The sequence below is a fragment of the Paenibacillus sp. BJ-4 genome (assembly GCF_020404765.1).
Classification (GTDB): domain Bacteria; phylum Bacillota; class Bacilli; order Paenibacillales; family Paenibacillaceae; genus Paenibacillus.
On the sequence record NZ_JAIVEM010000149.1, the window covers coordinates 21,193 to 37,369 of the forward strand.

Below are 16,177 nucleotides of genomic sequence, written 5' to 3' on the forward strand. Positions count from 1 at the left end.
ACATGATGAAACAAGTCTATGAAGTCTATGAACTCTTGGATAGCCCGTCTGCCAGCGGGGCAGAGGTCAAAGCTTACCTGGAGCAGCTGGGTCAAGCGGAGATTACGGTCTCAACCGTGCAAGGTGAAAAGGGCTCTACGGATTTTATTAAAATCGTCATTGCTGGGAAAAACGGTCGCATTCAGGGAGGAGATTCTCCAACTCTGGGCGTAGTTGGCCGCCTTGGCGGGCTTGGAGCCAGACCGGAAATGATTGGATTTGTATCCGATGGTGATGGAGCGGCAGCGGCAATTTCGGCGGCAGCCAAGCTTTTGTGTATGCAGTCCAAAGGAGATGTGCTTGACGGAGACGTGATCATTTGTACACATATTTGCCCGGATGCACCCACGCAGCCCCATGATCCGGTTCCATTTATGGATTCACCCGTAGATATTTTGACGATGAACCAATATGAAGTGACTGCTGACATGGAAGCGATCCTGTCGATAGATACGACCAAGGGGAACCGTGTCATCAACCATAAAGGTATTGCCATTTCCCCGACGGTACGGGAAGGCTATGTGCTACGAATCAGTGAAGACCTTGTCGATATTGCTCAGACCGTAACCGGTGAACCATGTGTCACTTTTGCTGTAACGACGCAGGATATCACGCCTTATGGCAACGATTTGTACCACATCAACAGCATTTTGCAGCCAGCGGTGGCAACATCTGCTCCGGTGGTTGGTGTAGCCATTACAGCCGCTGCTCCCGTGCCAGGCAGTGCGACGGGTGCCAGCCACGAAGGCGATATTGCACTGGCGGCCAAGTTTGCTGTTGAAACAGCTAAGGCCTATGGACGTGGACAATGCTCTTTTCATTCGGAAAAAGAGTTTCAGCATATTACAAAATTGTATGGCAGCATGAAGCATCTGCAAACGATGGGCAAGGCCGAATAAGCTTGTTCTCTTAGATAAAAAAAGGTGAAGGTTCATGATGGTCAAGGAGGAGGAAAAGGGCATGGCACAACTGCTTGAAGTAACCAATCTCCGGACGGAGTTTAAGACTGCGGCCGGAACCATCCGGGCAGTGGACGGCGTCGATTTGTCGGTTGGCAAAGGGGAAACACTTGGAATCGTTGGCGAATCCGGGTGTGGCAAGAGCATTACCTCCCTTTCCATTATGCAGCTTCTCCCCAAAGGACTTGGGAAAGTAGCGGCTGGTGAAGTACGATTTAACGGTGAGAACATGCTGGATTTTTCAGAGCGGAAAATGCGTTCGATTCGTGGCAATGAGATGGCCATGATTTTTCAGGAGCCCATGACCTCGCTGAATCCCGTATTCAAAATCGGCAAGCAGATTGCGGAGTCTGCCAGATACCATCACGGTGTAAGTAAACAGAAGGCGAAAGACATGGCTGTGGAAATGCTGACGAAGGTTGGCATCCCGCGTCCTGAGAAGGTAGCCGTCTCTTACCCGCATGAACTCTCGGGTGGTATGCGCCAACGGGTTATGATCGCGATGGCGATGATTTGCAATCCGAAGCTGCTGATCGCAGATGAGCCGACGACGGCACTTGATGTAACCATTCAGGCGCAAATTCTTGATTTGATGCGTGAGCTGCAGAAGTCTGAAGGAACTTCTATTCTGATGATTACCCATGATCTTGGTGTCGTTGCTGAAATGTGTGATCGGGTTGTTATTATGTACGCTGGACAAGTGGTGGAAGAAACGGATGTCAAAACGCTTTTTAAAGATCCCAAGCATCCGTATACACAAAGTCTGTTAGCCTCTTTGCCGCAATTGTACAGTGATCAGGAGCGGCTGGCTTCTATTCCGGGCCAGGTCCCCAACCCGCTCGATATGCCAAAAGGCTGCCGGTTTGCACCACGCTGTCAGTTTGCCAAGGAAATTTGCCTTGCAGAGGCCCCGGAGCTTGTGGAAGTAGAATTCGGGCACAAAAGCCGCTGCTTGTTACAGCAGGAGGGATATCATGAGTACACTGCTTGAAATACGTAATCTGAAAAAACACTATCCGATCAAAAAAGGACTTTTCTCCAAACAAGTGGGAGCAGTCAAAGCGGTGGATGGTATTAACCTGACTGTACAGCAGGGTGAAACCCTGGCAATCGTAGGGGAATCCGGCTGCGGGAAATCCACAACAGGGCGGGCCATTCTCAGATTAATCGAACCAACCGAGGGAGAGATTCTGTTTAACGGCACGGATATACGGAAGCTGAATACAGAGCAACTGCGCAAATTCAGAACGGATATGCAAATGGTGTTTCAAGACCCGTTTGCTTCGCTGGACCCTAGATGGACGGTGCAGCAGGTGCTGGAAGAACCGCTCATCACGCATGAAAAATTGAGCAAAGAACAGCTCAAGGAGCGTGTGGAGGAGCTGCTCGAAGTGGTCGGCTTATCTCCTTATCACGCCCAACGTTACCCGCATGAGTTCTCGGGTGGTCAACGCCAGCGGATCGGGATCGCACGGGCGCTGGCGCTTCATCCTAAATTTATCGTTTGTGACGAGCCGGTGTCAGCCCTGGATGTGTCCATCCAGGCCCAGGTGCTCAATCTGATGAAGGACCTGCAAAAGCAATATGACCTGACGTATATGTTCATTTCCCATGATCTGTCGGTCGTCAAATTCATCAGCGACCGCGTTGGTGTGATGTACCTGGGCAAGATGGTCGAACTGGCACCGATCAAAGAAGTGTTCAAGGAGCCGCTGCATCCGTATACGAAGGCGTTAATGTCTGCGGTACCCGTAGCTGATCCGGAAGCGGAACGTGAGCGGATTGTGCTCAAGGGCGATGTGCCCAGCCCGGAAAATCCGCCAAGCGGCTGTGCGTTTCATAACCGCTGCCCGGCAGCCATGGATATTTGCAGCAAAGTACAGCCGATCTTTGCCGAAGCTGCACCAGGTCGGCAGGTAGCCTGCCACTTGTATCCGACCTCCTCGCCGGAACAAGCGATAGCCGGACAGGCATAGGTTAGCTGAAAATAGATAGATTCTTGTAGTAGAAATCAAGCCTGAATCCGCCCCAAACGGATTCGGGCTTTTTTAATGAGTGTAGCTGTTCACAAGCGTACATATTTTTCTAATAGACCCATTTTAAGATTCAATATAAGGGCTGGGATTTCAACACCTGTAAATCAAGCATATAACATGCATGGATACAACATTGCGCATAATCGATGGAAGCGTTTTAATTTGAGTATAGAAATACAAAAGAAGACCTCAGGGAGGACATAAGAATGCTAAAAGTGAAAGCGCTTAGATGCGAACATTTAAATAATCCGATTGGACTAGGTTGTCTAAAGCCGCGGTTAAGTTGGCAGATTGAATCTGACAAAATATATGTTTCCCAAAAACGGTTCCAATTGCAAGTATCTGTTCATCCCACTTTTGAACCACTGATCTGGAATCATTTTGCCTACTCGGATCAATCTATTTTGTTTCCATATGAAGGTCCTCCACTGGCATCAGGACAACGATATTATTATCGGGTAAAAGTATGGGCTCAGGGAGCGGGTGACACGGAACCGGAAGAATCGGAATGGAGTGAGTCCGGCTTTTGGGAAATGGGGCTGCTCCATGAGCAGGACTGGAAGGCACAGTGGATCACCGTGAAAGAGCGGAGCATAAATGAACAGTTTCAGACAAGGGCTCCTTTTGCCGCTTCCAAGCGCTTTTCGGTTGAGGGAAAAGTGAAAAAAGCAGTCATTTATGCTACAAGCCTTGGTCTGTATGAACTGGAGTTAAATGGACAAAGAGTGGGTGATGCCTACTTTACCCCGGGATGGACGGATTATAACGATCGTATCCAGGTGCAAGCCTATGATGTGACTTCTGCCATTCGAGAACAACATAACCGAATCACAGCAACGGTGGGAGAAGGCTGGTATAGCGGTTATCTGGGCTGGCAGAAGCGCAAGGATACCTACGGGAACACGAATGCATTGCTGCTTCAAATGAAGATTAGCTATGAAGATGGTCGTTCTGAGCTCATATGCTCTGATTCTTCTTGGGAGGAAACGAGCTGTGCCATTTTAATGTCGGATATTTATAACGGCGAAATCTATGATGCCAGACTTGAACAGGGGACAGCCGAACATAGCTCTTTAACCGAACGGAAAATGATGCAGGTCGTCCTGTTCCCATTAAGTCATCTGGTTGCTCAGGAAAACGAGCCTGTCCGTGTGATGAACCGATTGAAGCCTGTTGAACTCATTCGGACCCCCAAAGGTGAGCTGGTGCTTGACTTGGGTCAAAATATGGTCGGCTGGCTGGAATTTAAGGTTGAAGCTCCCACAGGTACAGTTTTGAATTTGGTTCATGGTGAAGTGCTGGATCAGCAAGGAAACTTTTACAGAGATAACATCCGTGACGCAGCGCAGCAGATTACGTACATTTGCAGCGGGAAGGGGACGGAGATATATCGGCCACATTTCACTTTTCAAGGCTTTCAATATGTGAAGCTTGAGGGTTTCCCGGATAGCGTTACAATTGATGATTTTACGGGGGTTGTTTTGCATTCGGACATGGAGACGATCGGATGGTTTGAGACATCCGATCCGAAGCTTAATCAACTACAGCACAATATTGTGTGGGGGCAAAAGGGAAATTTCCTGGATGTGCCAACCGATTGTCCGCAGCGTGATGAGCGACTAGGCTGGACCGGTGATGCACAGATTTTTGCCAGAACGGCCAGCTTCAATATGAATGCGGCTTCATTCTTCCGAAAGTGGCTGAAGGATTTGGCTTACAACCAGTTGGAGAATGGGGCAGTGCCTTTTGTAGTGCCGGATGTCCTCAAAGGAACCTTTGCCGACAATATGGACAAAACGACGGCAGCATGGGGAGACGCGGCGGTTATATGTCCGTGGACTATATATCAATGCTATGGGGATCAGCAAATTTTAGCTCAGCAGTATGACAGTATGAAAGCATGGGTGGATTACATCCGCGCCCAGGGGAACGAAGAACATCTTTGGGATACGGGTCTACAGCTTGGAGACTGGCTGGCGCTGGATAGCGAGGAAGGAAGCTATTTTGGGGCCACAGATGGAACGCTGGTAGCGACTGCATACTTTGCGTATTCGACTCATATTTTGGCGCAGACGGCCAAACTGCTTAATCGTTATACCGATTACAGCACATATAGAAGCTTGCATGAGGGGATTAAAACCGCTTTTGCGGACCGTTATTTCGATGACGCTGGCAAACTGACCTCCAATACCCAGACTGCACAGGTTGTGGCTTTGCACTTCGGATTGGTGCCAGAAAAATATAAAAAGCAAGTGATTCAGGAGCTTGTACGTCTCTTAGAAAAAAATGATATGCATCTGGATACCGGCTTTGTAGGCACACCCTACCTATGTCTGGTTTTATCCGACAATGGCTATACGGATGTAGCTTATCAGATTTTATTTCAAAATGATTATCCTTCATGGCTCTATCAGGTTGAACGGGGGGCGACGACCATGTGGGAGCATTGGGACAGCATCAAAGTGGACGGCTCGTTCTGGAGTACGGATATGAACTCGTTCAATCACTATTCGTACGGTTCAGTAGGAGACTTTATGTACCAAAATATTGCCGGAATCGATGTACTTGAAGCGGGTTATAAAAAATCACGACTAGCTCCCAAACCGCCTGCCAATCTTACTTCGGCCCACGGGAAACTGGAGACGCCATATGGTGCGCTTGAAGTCCATTGGGAAATCGTGAATGAAGAAATGCAGATGACGGTTCACGTCCCGCATAATACGACCGCTGAAATTACACTTCCGGGAGTGATGGAGCCGGATGCATTACAGAAGACCATTGCTATGCAATATCCGTCGATTCAGAATCCGCCAGTTTATATACCACAGGAGCTGGCTGGGAGAATGGGGATTGCCGGGGAACAGGAGATTTTCCAAAAGAACGGAGAGCATGAGATGACGTTTACGGTCGGTTCAGGGCAGTACGCCTTCCAATACAGATACTACCAGGCTGTCCAGGTTCCTGCACATGCAACCAGAGGCTAAATAACATAGACTAGAGGTGAGAAACTTGATGAATATAAAAAACAAAGGTTTGTTTAAAGCGGCGCTGCTGTCCATTTCCTTAGTCCTGACATCAGCGAGTGCCATTTCAGCGATCATACCGATGATGCTGAACCAATTATCAGGAGTTTCCAGCTCGCTGATTGAAAGCGTAGTTACGATTCCATCCTTCTCGATGATGCTGTTTGTGCTGTTGAGTGGTCCGATCTCTTCCCGATTGGGCAAGAAGAATACAGTCCTGCTAGGACTTTTGCTCGTGGTCATTGGCGGAATACTTCCCATGTTCACTACGAACATTACATGGATTCTCGCGTTGCGTTTGGTGTTAGGTGCAGGTCTCGGGATGTTCAATTCACTTGCCGTCAGCTTAATTAGTGATTTTTTTGAAGGGGACGAACGTGCCCAATTAGTAGGCTTTCAAAGCGCCGTTCAAGGGCTCGGAAGCAGCCTGGCTACCTTTGTGGCAGGACAGCTTGCTTTGATCAACTGGCAGTTTGCCTTTTTATGCTATGCAATCACCATTCCTATCGCACTGTTATTCTTTTTTATCATTTCGGAACCAGAGCGTGGGGAGCCTAATGTGGAGAGTTCGACAGGAACGGGCCACAAGAGCGGCGGGGTATCCCTACCTGTACTTGGATTAGGAGCTGCACTTTTCCTGTTTATGACCTTTATCATGATTGTGTATACCAAAACAGGCATTATGATTGCGGAAAGGAATATGCCTAATCCCGGTTTTTTAGGAACCGCGTTAACGCTGTTCTCCTTGTCAACCATGATTGCAGGCTTCTTGTTTGGTAAAATATATAAATGGTTTAGAAATTACGCTCCCTTTATCTCCAGTCTATTAACAGCAACAGGTTTTGTACTGCTGTGGTTTGCTCAGAATGTGACTATGGTTACCGTTGCCATGCTTATCATTGGCTTTAGCTTTGCGCTGTTTATTCCTTATATCTTTACCATACTAACTAAAATCGTGCCTAAAGGCAGTGAGACGATATCGATTTCGATTGCAATGGTAGGCTCCAATTTGGGAGCGTTTGCTTCGCCTTATGTCATCAAGTTAGTTGGCATGTTGTTTGGAAATGAAACCGCCTCATTTTCCTTCCTCGTTTCTGCGATAGTGTTTATGATTGCTGCACTCATCTGTCTGGGAATCGCTATTAGAGGAAAGGGGAGCAAAGCTCAGGCGGCAGTTCACAGTTAAGGGGAGGGGGCGGTTTTATGAACCTTCATGAGTTGGATCAGTTGCTGAGAACCAAAACGGAAATTGAACGGTTACAGCAACAAAACAATCAGGTGATTAATGACCTCTCCGAAGAAGCGGAGGACGAACGATACTATGATATGAATCAGAATATGTATCGTATGCCCGCTTTGTTCTTCTTCGGCGAACATGATATTTATATTAGCAAGCACAATAGATTTGCTCCGATGCTGGAGCACATGCATGAATTTATTGAATTAAACTATGTTTATTCAGGTAAGTGCAATCAAATCATAGCAGGCAAAGAAATTCAGCTTTGTGAAGGCCAAGTGTGTGTTCTGGATAAGGATGTGCCGCACAGCATCGCTCCTTTGGGGGAAGACGATATCCTTATTAATATCTTGCTGCAAAGAGAAACGATTTCATCCCTGTTTCTACAACGGTTATCTAAGAAAAAAAGTCTGATTGGCGAATTTCTCGCCAACTCTGTCCTCCAGCATCAGCACCATAATCACTTTATCATTTTTGAGTCGCAGCATAATGAAAACCTTCAATATATACTGCACAGAATCTTAATCGAATATTTCTCCAGGCAAGAGGATTCGATGGAATTGGTCAAGGCTTATTTGCCAATTGTTTTTGGAGAATTGGTTCGTGTATTGGAAAGCGAGCATAATATTCACTTAAACCAGCAGGAGAATAATATTACATCTATTCTGAATTACATGGAAGAGCATTATCAGCATTTAAGCCTGCAACAGCTATCTCATCACTTTAATTACAATAGTACGTATTTAAGTAATAAGTTAAAAAAAGTAACCGGTCTTACTTACACTCAGCTTATTGCCAACATTAAACTCAATGCAGCCTATTCTCTAGTTGTGAATACCAACCTGCCGTTCGAAATGATATTTAAACAAGTTGGATATAACAGCATGAGCTTTTTCTATAAAAAGTTCAAAATGGCGTATGGTGCCACCCCGCAGAATATCCGAAACAAACAGTTGAGGAAATGAAGGATATAAAAGGACGCCCAATTCTAATGGGCGTCTATATTTGTTATAATAGCTGCAAATTCATCAGCTCAAGGCTGATGAAATGATAGGCTGCGGGATACCTTTGTCTCCGGCAAAAGGGAGGATACATCCTTGGAAGCGATCCTAAGACGGCACTGGCCGGAATGGAACGGAACGTTGCAAAAACGATCCGGCGGCTGGAATAATACGACGTATTTTGTTAAGGGAAGTGGACGAAACGGGGTGCTGCGCGTCTACGATACACACAGGGATAGGGATAAAATAGAATTTGAGCATGCGGTTTTGCAGGCCCTGAGCAAGCAATCTCTATCATTCAGGATACCGATGCCAATTCCAACGATAACGGGAGAAACACTCGCTCAGCCTGAGAAGGAAAACGGCAAATATGTTTGTCTGTTCGAATACATAGAAGGCAAATCACCGCTGGAGCAGGATTCAAGCTTTGCCTATTCTTTTGGTGAGGCCGCGGGGGAGTTATCTGCTGTACTTGCGGCATTCAAGCTTGATATGGCTCCAGTCTACCAACCATATTATGCCTTGCAGCAATCCTATCCATTGTGCAACCAAGAGAGAGTTCGAGAGCTTTGCCAACACCCGCCTGAGCCTCTAAAGGATTTGCATGACGAGATGCGATGGATTGGAAAAGTATATGAAAAGATTATAGATTCGCTTCATACATTGGAAGAGTTGCCGCATCAGCTGGTACATGGGGATCTGAACGCTTCTAATTTGTTGGTAAAAAATACTAATCATAGCCAAGTGGCTGCACTGCTTGATTTTGAATTTTGTACGCTGGACGTTCGGGTCATGGAACCAGCAGTCATCTTATCAGGATTGTTGGGACAACCGGAGGAGACACAAGCCGTTCGGGATTTTTGTCGGGGCTTCAGCCGCTGGGTTCATCTGTCCTACACCGAGATTGATGCTTTACCTGTATTGATGCTGCTCAGGAAGGTAGATATATTTCTTCATTTTTTGAGTCGCTTTCTGGAAGGAACGGATCAGCCACATGTACTACAAGAGCAGGTCAAGCAGGTCTCTGCCGACTTGCTGCAACTGTCTACCCGAAGTAGCTGGGTTCAGGAGGAGTTAGTCCTCGCCGGAATGGCACATGAATGAACTTTATCACAAGATGAGGAGGAGACATATGAAATATCTTAAAGATTGCCCGGAGCCAGGCATGGGAACGTGGTATTTTGAAATAGATTCAGATGGTGTAGCGTATCGACAAATTGTCATCCAAGATGACGGCACTTATATTGCCTCTAATCGCAAGCACGAGCAATATCATTTCTTGTTAGCCGAGAAAGCGATAGATGACATGGAGCCCTTTTATACTAAAATTACAGAAAAAGAGTTTGAAGAAGTCTGGTCCCATTATCTCCACACCACCAGTGCGGAATGGCATCGAATCAAAACCATACTGCCCGTTGGGACTAAGGTAGAGGGTTATATTGAAGCATTTTTTCCACAAGGAACGCTTATACATATTTTCCAGCATGATGCGGTCGGATTGGTAGACACTCGTTCATATGCGGAAAAGACACCACCTGAGTGGATGTATCCGAAGTATCAGATCACAGCAATTGTAAAAGGATACGACGAGCTGAATCAGTGGGTGATTTTAGATCAAACGCAGGTTTTCAAAAATCAGTTCGCGGGTTGAAAGTGGGCATTGGAATACTGAAAGGGGAATGATCATACATACTTTAACAGTTGCTAAACTGGTGGATGCAAAAGGGACTGAAACGCCTACGAAGAAGGGATCATATGGTGACCAGCTCCGGTGCTAAGCGCCGGGGCTTTTTACATCGGCTTGATTAAACCAAGGAGAGCATTTTGTCAAGCAGTATGATAATTTCGTAACCTCATTGATTCTTTCCCGTATAAAGATAAAAACATGACCCGAATCCGTTCCTGTTAGGGAAGACATGCAACCATGTTTAACAAAAATAGAAGTTGAGGTAATGCATTGTATGAATGAGAAATTTATTAATCATGCCGATAAAGGATATCAGCAAGCTGAGCAGAAGGCCGCTCAGTATTTTGCATCACTTTATACACAGGTCAGAGACAAGACTTATGTGACTACCCTGACAGAGGATATTCAAATGTGGAAAATGAATCATATTCATCATTCTTCATGGTTATCTTTTTTTTCGCGGACCAAGAGAAAACCTGATACTCGGGATTATCACAGATACATTCAATGGCTGAATTATACAGGCAAATTGGATGCTTACCTGGATCGAAGCGTCTCCTATATTTATATGAGGGATTTAGGCAAAGCTCTGAATTCTCCTGACACACAGCTCCGGATTCAGCGTGCCATTGTTGACATAAAAAAACACTTGATTCAATCAACCAGTGAAAACGGGGTAGACCAGCCAGCATTTATGAATTTGGCCGGGTTGTATCGGTGGGCCCAGAAGGAAGGCATAGAAACCGCCACGATCTGGGTAATCAACAAACTTAGATCCGTATCCTCCCATATTCCAAAGGAAATGGATGCAGAGCAAGCCCAGCGCAAACTGATTAAGATCATAATTGGAGTTATTCTGCATGTGATGGAAGAAATGGACGATAAAGTATCAGCTGCGGAACGTACTCGCAGACTGGATGAAGCCATCAGGCTTGGTTATTCCTATGGTCTAACTTACCCTTTCATTGACGATCTTCTCGATTCCCAGGTTTTGACCGCTCAAGAGAAAGAACAATACTCCCGCATGATACGTGCTGCGCTTCTCACGGGATCAGTGCCTGAGTTGGGCGATTGGACCGGAAATAATATGAAGTTAATTCAATACATACATTCGGAGCTCACGGATGCTTTTGAGTATATTAAGGAACATCAGCGGCCGGACACACAGCAAACATTTTTTGAGCAGTCCTATGTCTTTTTTCATTCTCAGGATATCGATCGCGTGAAGGTTCTGACGCGAGCAAATTACACCAATGAAGAGCTTTATATACCTGTCATTTTAAAATCTTCTTCTTCCCGATTGATTGCTCGTTCTGTGATTGGTGCTCCAGAGAATGAGGGCTTTGAGCAACGAACATTCTTTTATGGTATCTATAACCAGTTAGCTGATGATTTTGCGGATATGGTTGACGATATGAGAGATGGTGCGGTAACACCCTACACCTACTATTTAAAATATCATGACAAGCGTTCGGATCTTATCAACCCCTTTGAATTATACTGGGTGGTCATTTCCTACTTGATCCACAACGTGTATGATTCCGATGCTATGGCTCGTGAGGTGATACTGGATCGTGCAATGAATGGACTCAAACGTTACAAAGAACGTGTAGGTACTGAAAAGTATAACGAGATCATGGAGATCTTTGCATCCGGAAATCCGGAATTCAATCGTCTCATCCAGCAGATGGTGCAAAAAGCGGACGATGTTGATTTCTTCGATAAGCTGCTTCGGGACCAGATGATTACCTATCTGAAAAACGATTCGAGAGAAAAGGAAGATTTTTTTAATACACTCAAAACAGCTCGCCATCAGATAAACAAGCAATTGAAAATTACCAAACCGCAAGGGATTCCGGCAATGAAAGAACAGCTTATCGATGCCGCAAATTACAGTCTTGAAGGGGATGGGAAGCGTATACGGCCTATATTGACTTGGGTGATGGGCGTAAACGAATATGGACTGGACCCATCAGCAATCGTGCCGCTGCTGAGATCATTGGAGTATATGCATACCGCATCCCTGATCTTTGATGATCTGCCAACCCAGGATAACGCATCTATCCGCAGAGGACGTCTGACTTTACATCAGGTGCACAATAGCGCTACGGCGGAACTAACCGGTCTGTATCTGATCCAGAAAGCGATTGGGGAACAATCGTCACTTGACCAGTTCAATGCTGAGACTGTGCTTGCCTTGATACAATACTCGGCCCAAAAAGCAGAGGATATGTGTATGGGGCAGGCGATGGATCTGGATTCTAAAGGAAAAGAATTGACATTGGAGCAGTTGAATATGGTGTGCTTTTACAAAACGGGAGTGGCATTTGAGGCTTGTCTGGTTATGCCTGCCATGCTTGCACAGGTCAAGGAGCCGGAAATTGCTGCTTTGAAGAAATTCGCTTATCACGCGGGGATTGCCTTTCAGATTAAAGATGATTTGCTTGATGTGGAAGGAGATCTGCTCTTACTCGGGAAACCTGTTGGCAAGGATTCTGAAAATAACAATTCGAATTTCGTGTCCATCCTGGGTCAGGAAGGTGCCAGCAAAGAGATGTGGGAACACTATTGTCTTGCTATAGAAGCGTTGAAAGAGGTACCCCGCAACACCGCTTTTTTGAAGCATTTAATGAATTATATGGTTAATCGGGACCGTTAAAAAAGTGCATACCCCATTGCTTAATATAAGCGATGGGGTATTTTGCGTTAGAGTAAAGCAGCGGTTCAATTCTTGATCATATCCATTAAAACTTGATATGCAATGGGTAAGGAAGTAAAACCGTCGCGCTCTAAAAAGTGGCCTCCGTGTTCTACTTCGTGAAAATCAGCTTGGATATCTTGCGCTAGTTTCTTACTTAATACAAAGGGGACAATCGTGTCATCCTTTGCAGCAATAACTGTACGCATCTTTGCCGAATCCATGATTTGCTTATAATCCAACTGTTCCATTGTAAACTCATCTAATGACGGCAGGGTTGGCACTGGATCGGTAAAACCGGAGACGAAGACAAGACCACCGAGTGGCTCTGAGATACTTACTTGCTGCAAATATCTTAATATGGAAACACACCCCAAGCTATGGCCAACAAAATAGGTATCTTTATGTAGAACCTCAATACTTGATAATAAATGTTGGGTCCACTCATGAAGCCGGGGAGCTTGCGAGTTGGGCATATCCAATATATCTACAGAAACGCCATCTTCCTGTAGCTTGTCTTGTAGCCAAGGAAACCAATGATCAGATGGTGAAGCAGTATAGCCATGGATGATATACACTTGTTTTTGATTTTGCAGGTTTGTCACTATACGTTCTCTCCTATTATTCTGAGTTTATTCTCTTCTAGTTTAGCAAATTTTCCAAGCTCATGAGTACCTAAATTCATAGACATATTTGGTCTGTTCCAAGCTCACTATCATTGAATGAATATTCTTTATTTTAGCAGTAATGTTATTTCTCTTATAAAATTAAGCGTTTTCTACCGATATATATATCATCACGATGTAATCTCTTAATTCTTATGGTTTGGGGGATAGTGTTTATGGGAGCAGCGTGATCTATTATACATAGACGACTGGAGGAGTTTTGATGAGAACAAAACTATCAGACAGCACTAAAAAAGTAAAAGGATTTAGAGATTTAAAGGTCACGACAACGATGGTCTTCATGATTATGATCAGCTTAGTGGGTTTGCTCATTGTATCGTTGGTAGGGGTTTTCGGCATGTATCAAGCCAAAGAGGGCCAAGGTATTCTATATATGGATCGCTTTCAGCACCAAACGAATATTCTGGAAGTAAAAAGTGATTTTTATAACATGCGGGCCAACTATACCAAAGTACTCGATAATGACGAGTTCACAGATAAACAATATAAGCAGGTACAGAAGGGGAAGGACAGTGTTTCATCAGGGTTAAGTAAATTCTCCCAAAAAAATCTCGACTCGCAGGAACAGAAATTATACGAGGAGCTAAGAGGCAGTATAAACACATATTATCAGGATATTGAGCAGATCATGGCAGTCAAAAAAAATACCGGAACGTATGACAAAGAAGAGAGAGGCCGGATTAATACATCCAGTACGGCAATTGTTAAGATACTGACTGATATTTCTGATTACAACAATGAGCAATCGGCCAACTTATATCAAAATACGCAAAATGAGATTAAAATGCGCACGATTATTTTGATCGGGATTCTGGCCCTGGTACTGGCTGTACTTAGTATGATCTCCTTTTCGGCCATTCGGAATATTCGTTCTCGGATGAGCATCATTACGAAATACTGTGAAGAGATTACCCAGGGAAATTTAACGGCAGCACTGGATCCGACTCTACTCAAGGGGAATAACGAAATCGCTGTCATTGCACGTGCCATCAACAAATGACAGATTCAACCTCGATGGTTATTACGGGAGTTATCAATGAATCTCGTCAAATTAATCAGCTAAGTGACCAGACGAATCATAATATGACAGATCTCAATGAGCGGATTAGAGACGTATCAGCTACAGTCGAACAGCTGTCTGCAGCGATGGAGGAGACTTCGGCATATACAGAAAACATGAATCATTCTGCGGGTGAAATGCAGCGGGCGGCAGAGTACATTTCGGTTAAAACTCAAGAAAGAGCGCAGTCTGCCTATGATACAAGCCTAAAGGCCGAAGCGTTAAAGCATGAGGCTAGTGAGTCCAATAAAGCGTCCAAAGAGATTTACCGGAAGACCAGTGAAAAGATGAAGGAAGCGCTGGAACAAGCCAAAGCGGTAGACCAAATTCGCATACTCTCCCAGTCTATTCTGGAAATAACGGCGCAAACCAATTTGCTGGCTCTAAATGCATCCATTGAAGCGGCTCGTGCCGGTGAGTCAGGCCGGGGATTTGCGGTTGTGGCTAACGAGATTCGCAAGTTGGCAGATGGGTCTAAGCAGGCGGTAGACCAAATCCAGAGTGTTACGCAAGAGGTTGTACAATCTGTAGCCAATCTGACAACTAATGCTGAAGAATTGCTGCACTTTCTGCAAGCCCAGGTGGGCAAGGATTATCAGCTGCTGGAGGATACCGCAGAACAATATTACAATGATGTCGTTGAGCATACGAATACAGTTAATGATTTGAACGCTACCTCTAAGCAGGTGAATGCACGATCCAAACCATGGTGAGAGCGATCCATGAGATTGCAACAGCCAGTGAACAATCCGCCGTTTCTACCCAACACATTGCTGAGAATATGGTTTCTTCGGCGGAAAAGTCTCTTGAAGTGGCACAGCAGTCCGATCAGGTGAAGGGAAGCGCTGCCCGACTGAATGAACTGGTCGAAGGCTTTAAAATTTAACGAGGTCCATACAGTGATGGGTATTTAAATGAAGGACGAAGAAAAACAGTCGGGGAGCCGTAAGAAGGCTCCCTTTTTGAGCATACTCTACTAGGATTGCTTTCGTATTCCAGTCAGGAGTCCGTATCCCGTAACTCTTCTTGCTCAGCCATCTGCATCAGCTTATAAATTTGCCGGGTTGTGTTCACATTCCGCACTGTCATATGCTTGTACAAACTGGTGCCAACCAGTTTCGTCATCCCGCTTTTTGTGACATTTTCTTTGCTGACAGAAAACAGAATAGCCCCAGGCGTATACATTACATTGCCTATTTCCGGCTTCAAAGGAAGCTTCTCCAGAACAGAGATATCGTTAATTTCATCCCACAGAAACAATACATCACTTTTCATCTGTGTATCATTAGACCATTCCTCCGGTAATGCCTCCATAATGGTCTGGATTTCAGTCATATTGCGGACAATGACCCGGATGGGTAGGCTAAAATCCTCCAGAATCGCCTGCTCCAGTTGGAGCGACAACTCCTCGTTGGATTGAACTTCACTGGAAAAAATGATGTTTCCTGAGTTGATGTAAGTCGTCACATGGCTCATACCAGCCTTCTTAAATGTTTCCTTGAGCTTTTTCATATTAATCTTGTTATTGCCGCCCACATTAATGCCCCGCAGCAATGCGACATAGATCATATAAGGTCCACCTCTCTTGTACAAAAGTATTTTATTAACAAAGGGATAGGTATTCAAATAAATACGCGGTTTGGTTTTCGCCCAGCAAATGACGCAGCAACGGGCCTACGTGCTCGATAAATTCATTTTTGGGTTTCGTATGTGTCTTCATCTTTTAAAGATATTATAATATAGAAGTCCAG

At 45.1% G+C, this 16,177-nt stretch carries 11 protein-coding genes and 1 pseudogene; 10 read left to right on the forward strand and 2 right to left on the reverse strand.

The features are described 5' to 3' along the window. The first annotated feature begins 2 nt into the window (after positions 1-2). The 9 genes from LCF57_RS22420 (at position 3) to LCF57_RS22460 (ending at position 12,641) form a co-directional block, all read left to right on the forward strand. Complete coding sequence (locus LCF57_RS22420; protein ID WP_226002690.1) at positions 3-938, forward strand: DUF1177 domain-containing protein; 936 nt, start codon at positions 3-5, stop codon at positions 936-938. Between the two features lie 61 nt (positions 939-999). Then, the gene (locus LCF57_RS22425; RefSeq protein WP_226002691.1) at positions 1,000-1,989 is read left to right on the forward strand and encodes an ABC transporter ATP-binding protein; all 990 of its coding nucleotides are present in this window, start codon (positions 1,000-1,002) and stop codon (positions 1,987-1,989) included. Beyond that, complete coding sequence (locus LCF57_RS22430; protein WP_226002692.1) at positions 1,973-2,974, forward strand: ABC transporter ATP-binding protein; 1,002 nt, start codon at positions 1,973-1,975, stop codon at positions 2,972-2,974. The genes LCF57_RS22425 and LCF57_RS22430 overlap by 17 nt, the downstream gene beginning before the upstream one ends. A 266-nt stretch (positions 2,975-3,240) precedes the next feature. Beyond that, complete coding sequence (locus LCF57_RS22435) at positions 3,241-6,018, forward strand: alpha-L-rhamnosidase (RefSeq protein WP_226002693.1); 2,778 nt, start codon at positions 3,241-3,243, stop codon at positions 6,016-6,018. A 28-nt stretch (positions 6,019-6,046) separates the two neighbouring features. Then, positions 6,047-7,243 carry an MFS transporter gene (locus tag LCF57_RS22440; protein WP_226002694.1) on the forward strand — a complete coding sequence of 399 codons (1,197 nt, stop codon included), beginning with the start codon at positions 6,047-6,049 and terminating at the stop codon, positions 7,241-7,243. Between the two features lie 17 nt (positions 7,244-7,260). Next, positions 7,261-8,259 carry an AraC family transcriptional regulator gene (locus LCF57_RS22445; RefSeq protein WP_226002695.1) on the forward strand — a complete coding sequence of 333 codons (999 nt, stop codon included), beginning with the start codon at positions 7,261-7,263 and terminating at the stop codon, positions 8,257-8,259. A 132-nt stretch (positions 8,260-8,391) separates the two neighbouring features. Beyond that, the gene (locus LCF57_RS22450) at positions 8,392-9,399 is read left to right on the forward strand and encodes a phosphotransferase enzyme family protein (RefSeq protein WP_226002696.1); all 1,008 of its coding nucleotides are present in this window, start codon (positions 8,392-8,394) and stop codon (positions 9,397-9,399) included. Positions 9,400-9,427: 28 nt separating this feature from the next. Further along, positions 9,428-9,946 carry a hypothetical protein gene (locus LCF57_RS22455; protein WP_226002697.1) on the forward strand — a complete coding sequence of 173 codons (519 nt, stop codon included), beginning with the start codon at positions 9,428-9,430 and terminating at the stop codon, positions 9,944-9,946. 301 nt (positions 9,947-10,247) lie between these two features. Further along, entirely contained in the window at positions 10,248-12,641 is a 2,394-nt protein-coding gene (locus LCF57_RS22460) for a polyprenyl synthetase family protein (protein ID WP_226002698.1), read from the forward strand. Positions 12,642-12,706: 65 nt separating this feature from the next. Here LCF57_RS22460 and LCF57_RS22465 read toward each other — a convergent pair whose 3' ends face one another. Continuing rightward, positions 12,707-13,285 carry an RBBP9/YdeN family alpha/beta hydrolase gene (locus tag LCF57_RS22465; protein WP_226002699.1) on the reverse strand — a complete coding sequence of 193 codons (579 nt, stop codon included), beginning with the start codon at positions 13,283-13,285 and terminating at the stop codon, positions 12,707-12,709. Between the two features lie 283 nt (positions 13,286-13,568). Here LCF57_RS22465 and LCF57_RS27975 point away from each other — a divergent pair. Further along, positions 13,569-15,312, forward strand: a pseudogene (locus LCF57_RS27975) (methyl-accepting chemotaxis protein). Positions 15,313-15,425: 113 nt separating this feature from the next. On the opposite strand, the gene LCF57_RS22485 reads toward LCF57_RS27975, so the two are convergent. Further along, complete coding sequence (locus LCF57_RS22485; protein ID WP_226002703.1) at positions 15,426-15,995, reverse strand: DUF1697 domain-containing protein; 570 nt, start codon at positions 15,993-15,995, stop codon at positions 15,426-15,428. Between the last annotated feature and the right edge of the window lie 182 nt (positions 15,996-16,177).

Coding starts and splice junctions, on each gene's coding strand:
- LCF57_RS22420 (WP_226002690.1), top strand. CDS start 3: ATGATGAAACAAGTCTATGAAGTCTATGAACTCTTGGATAGCCCGTCT.
- LCF57_RS22425 (WP_226002691.1), top strand. CDS start 1,000: ATGGCACAACTGCTTGAAGTAACCAATCTCCGGACGGAGTTTAAGACT.
- LCF57_RS22430 (WP_226002692.1), top strand. CDS start 1,973: ATGAGTACACTGCTTGAAATACGTAATCTGAAAAAACACTATCCGATC.
- LCF57_RS22435 (WP_226002693.1), top strand. CDS start 3,241: ATGCTAAAAGTGAAAGCGCTTAGATGCGAACATTTAAATAATCCGATT.
- LCF57_RS22440 (WP_226002694.1), top strand. CDS start 6,047: ATGAATATAAAAAACAAAGGTTTGTTTAAAGCGGCGCTGCTGTCCATT.
- LCF57_RS22445 (WP_226002695.1), top strand. CDS start 7,261: ATGAACCTTCATGAGTTGGATCAGTTGCTGAGAACCAAAACGGAAATT.
- LCF57_RS22455 (WP_226002697.1), top strand. CDS start 9,428: ATGAAATATCTTAAAGATTGCCCGGAGCCAGGCATGGGAACGTGGTAT.
- LCF57_RS22460 (WP_226002698.1), top strand. CDS start 10,248: ATGCATTGTATGAATGAGAAATTTATTAATCATGCCGATAAAGGATAT.
- LCF57_RS22485 (WP_226002703.1), bottom strand. CDS start 15,995: ATGATCTATGTCGCATTGCTGCGGGGCATTAATGTGGGCGGCAATAAC.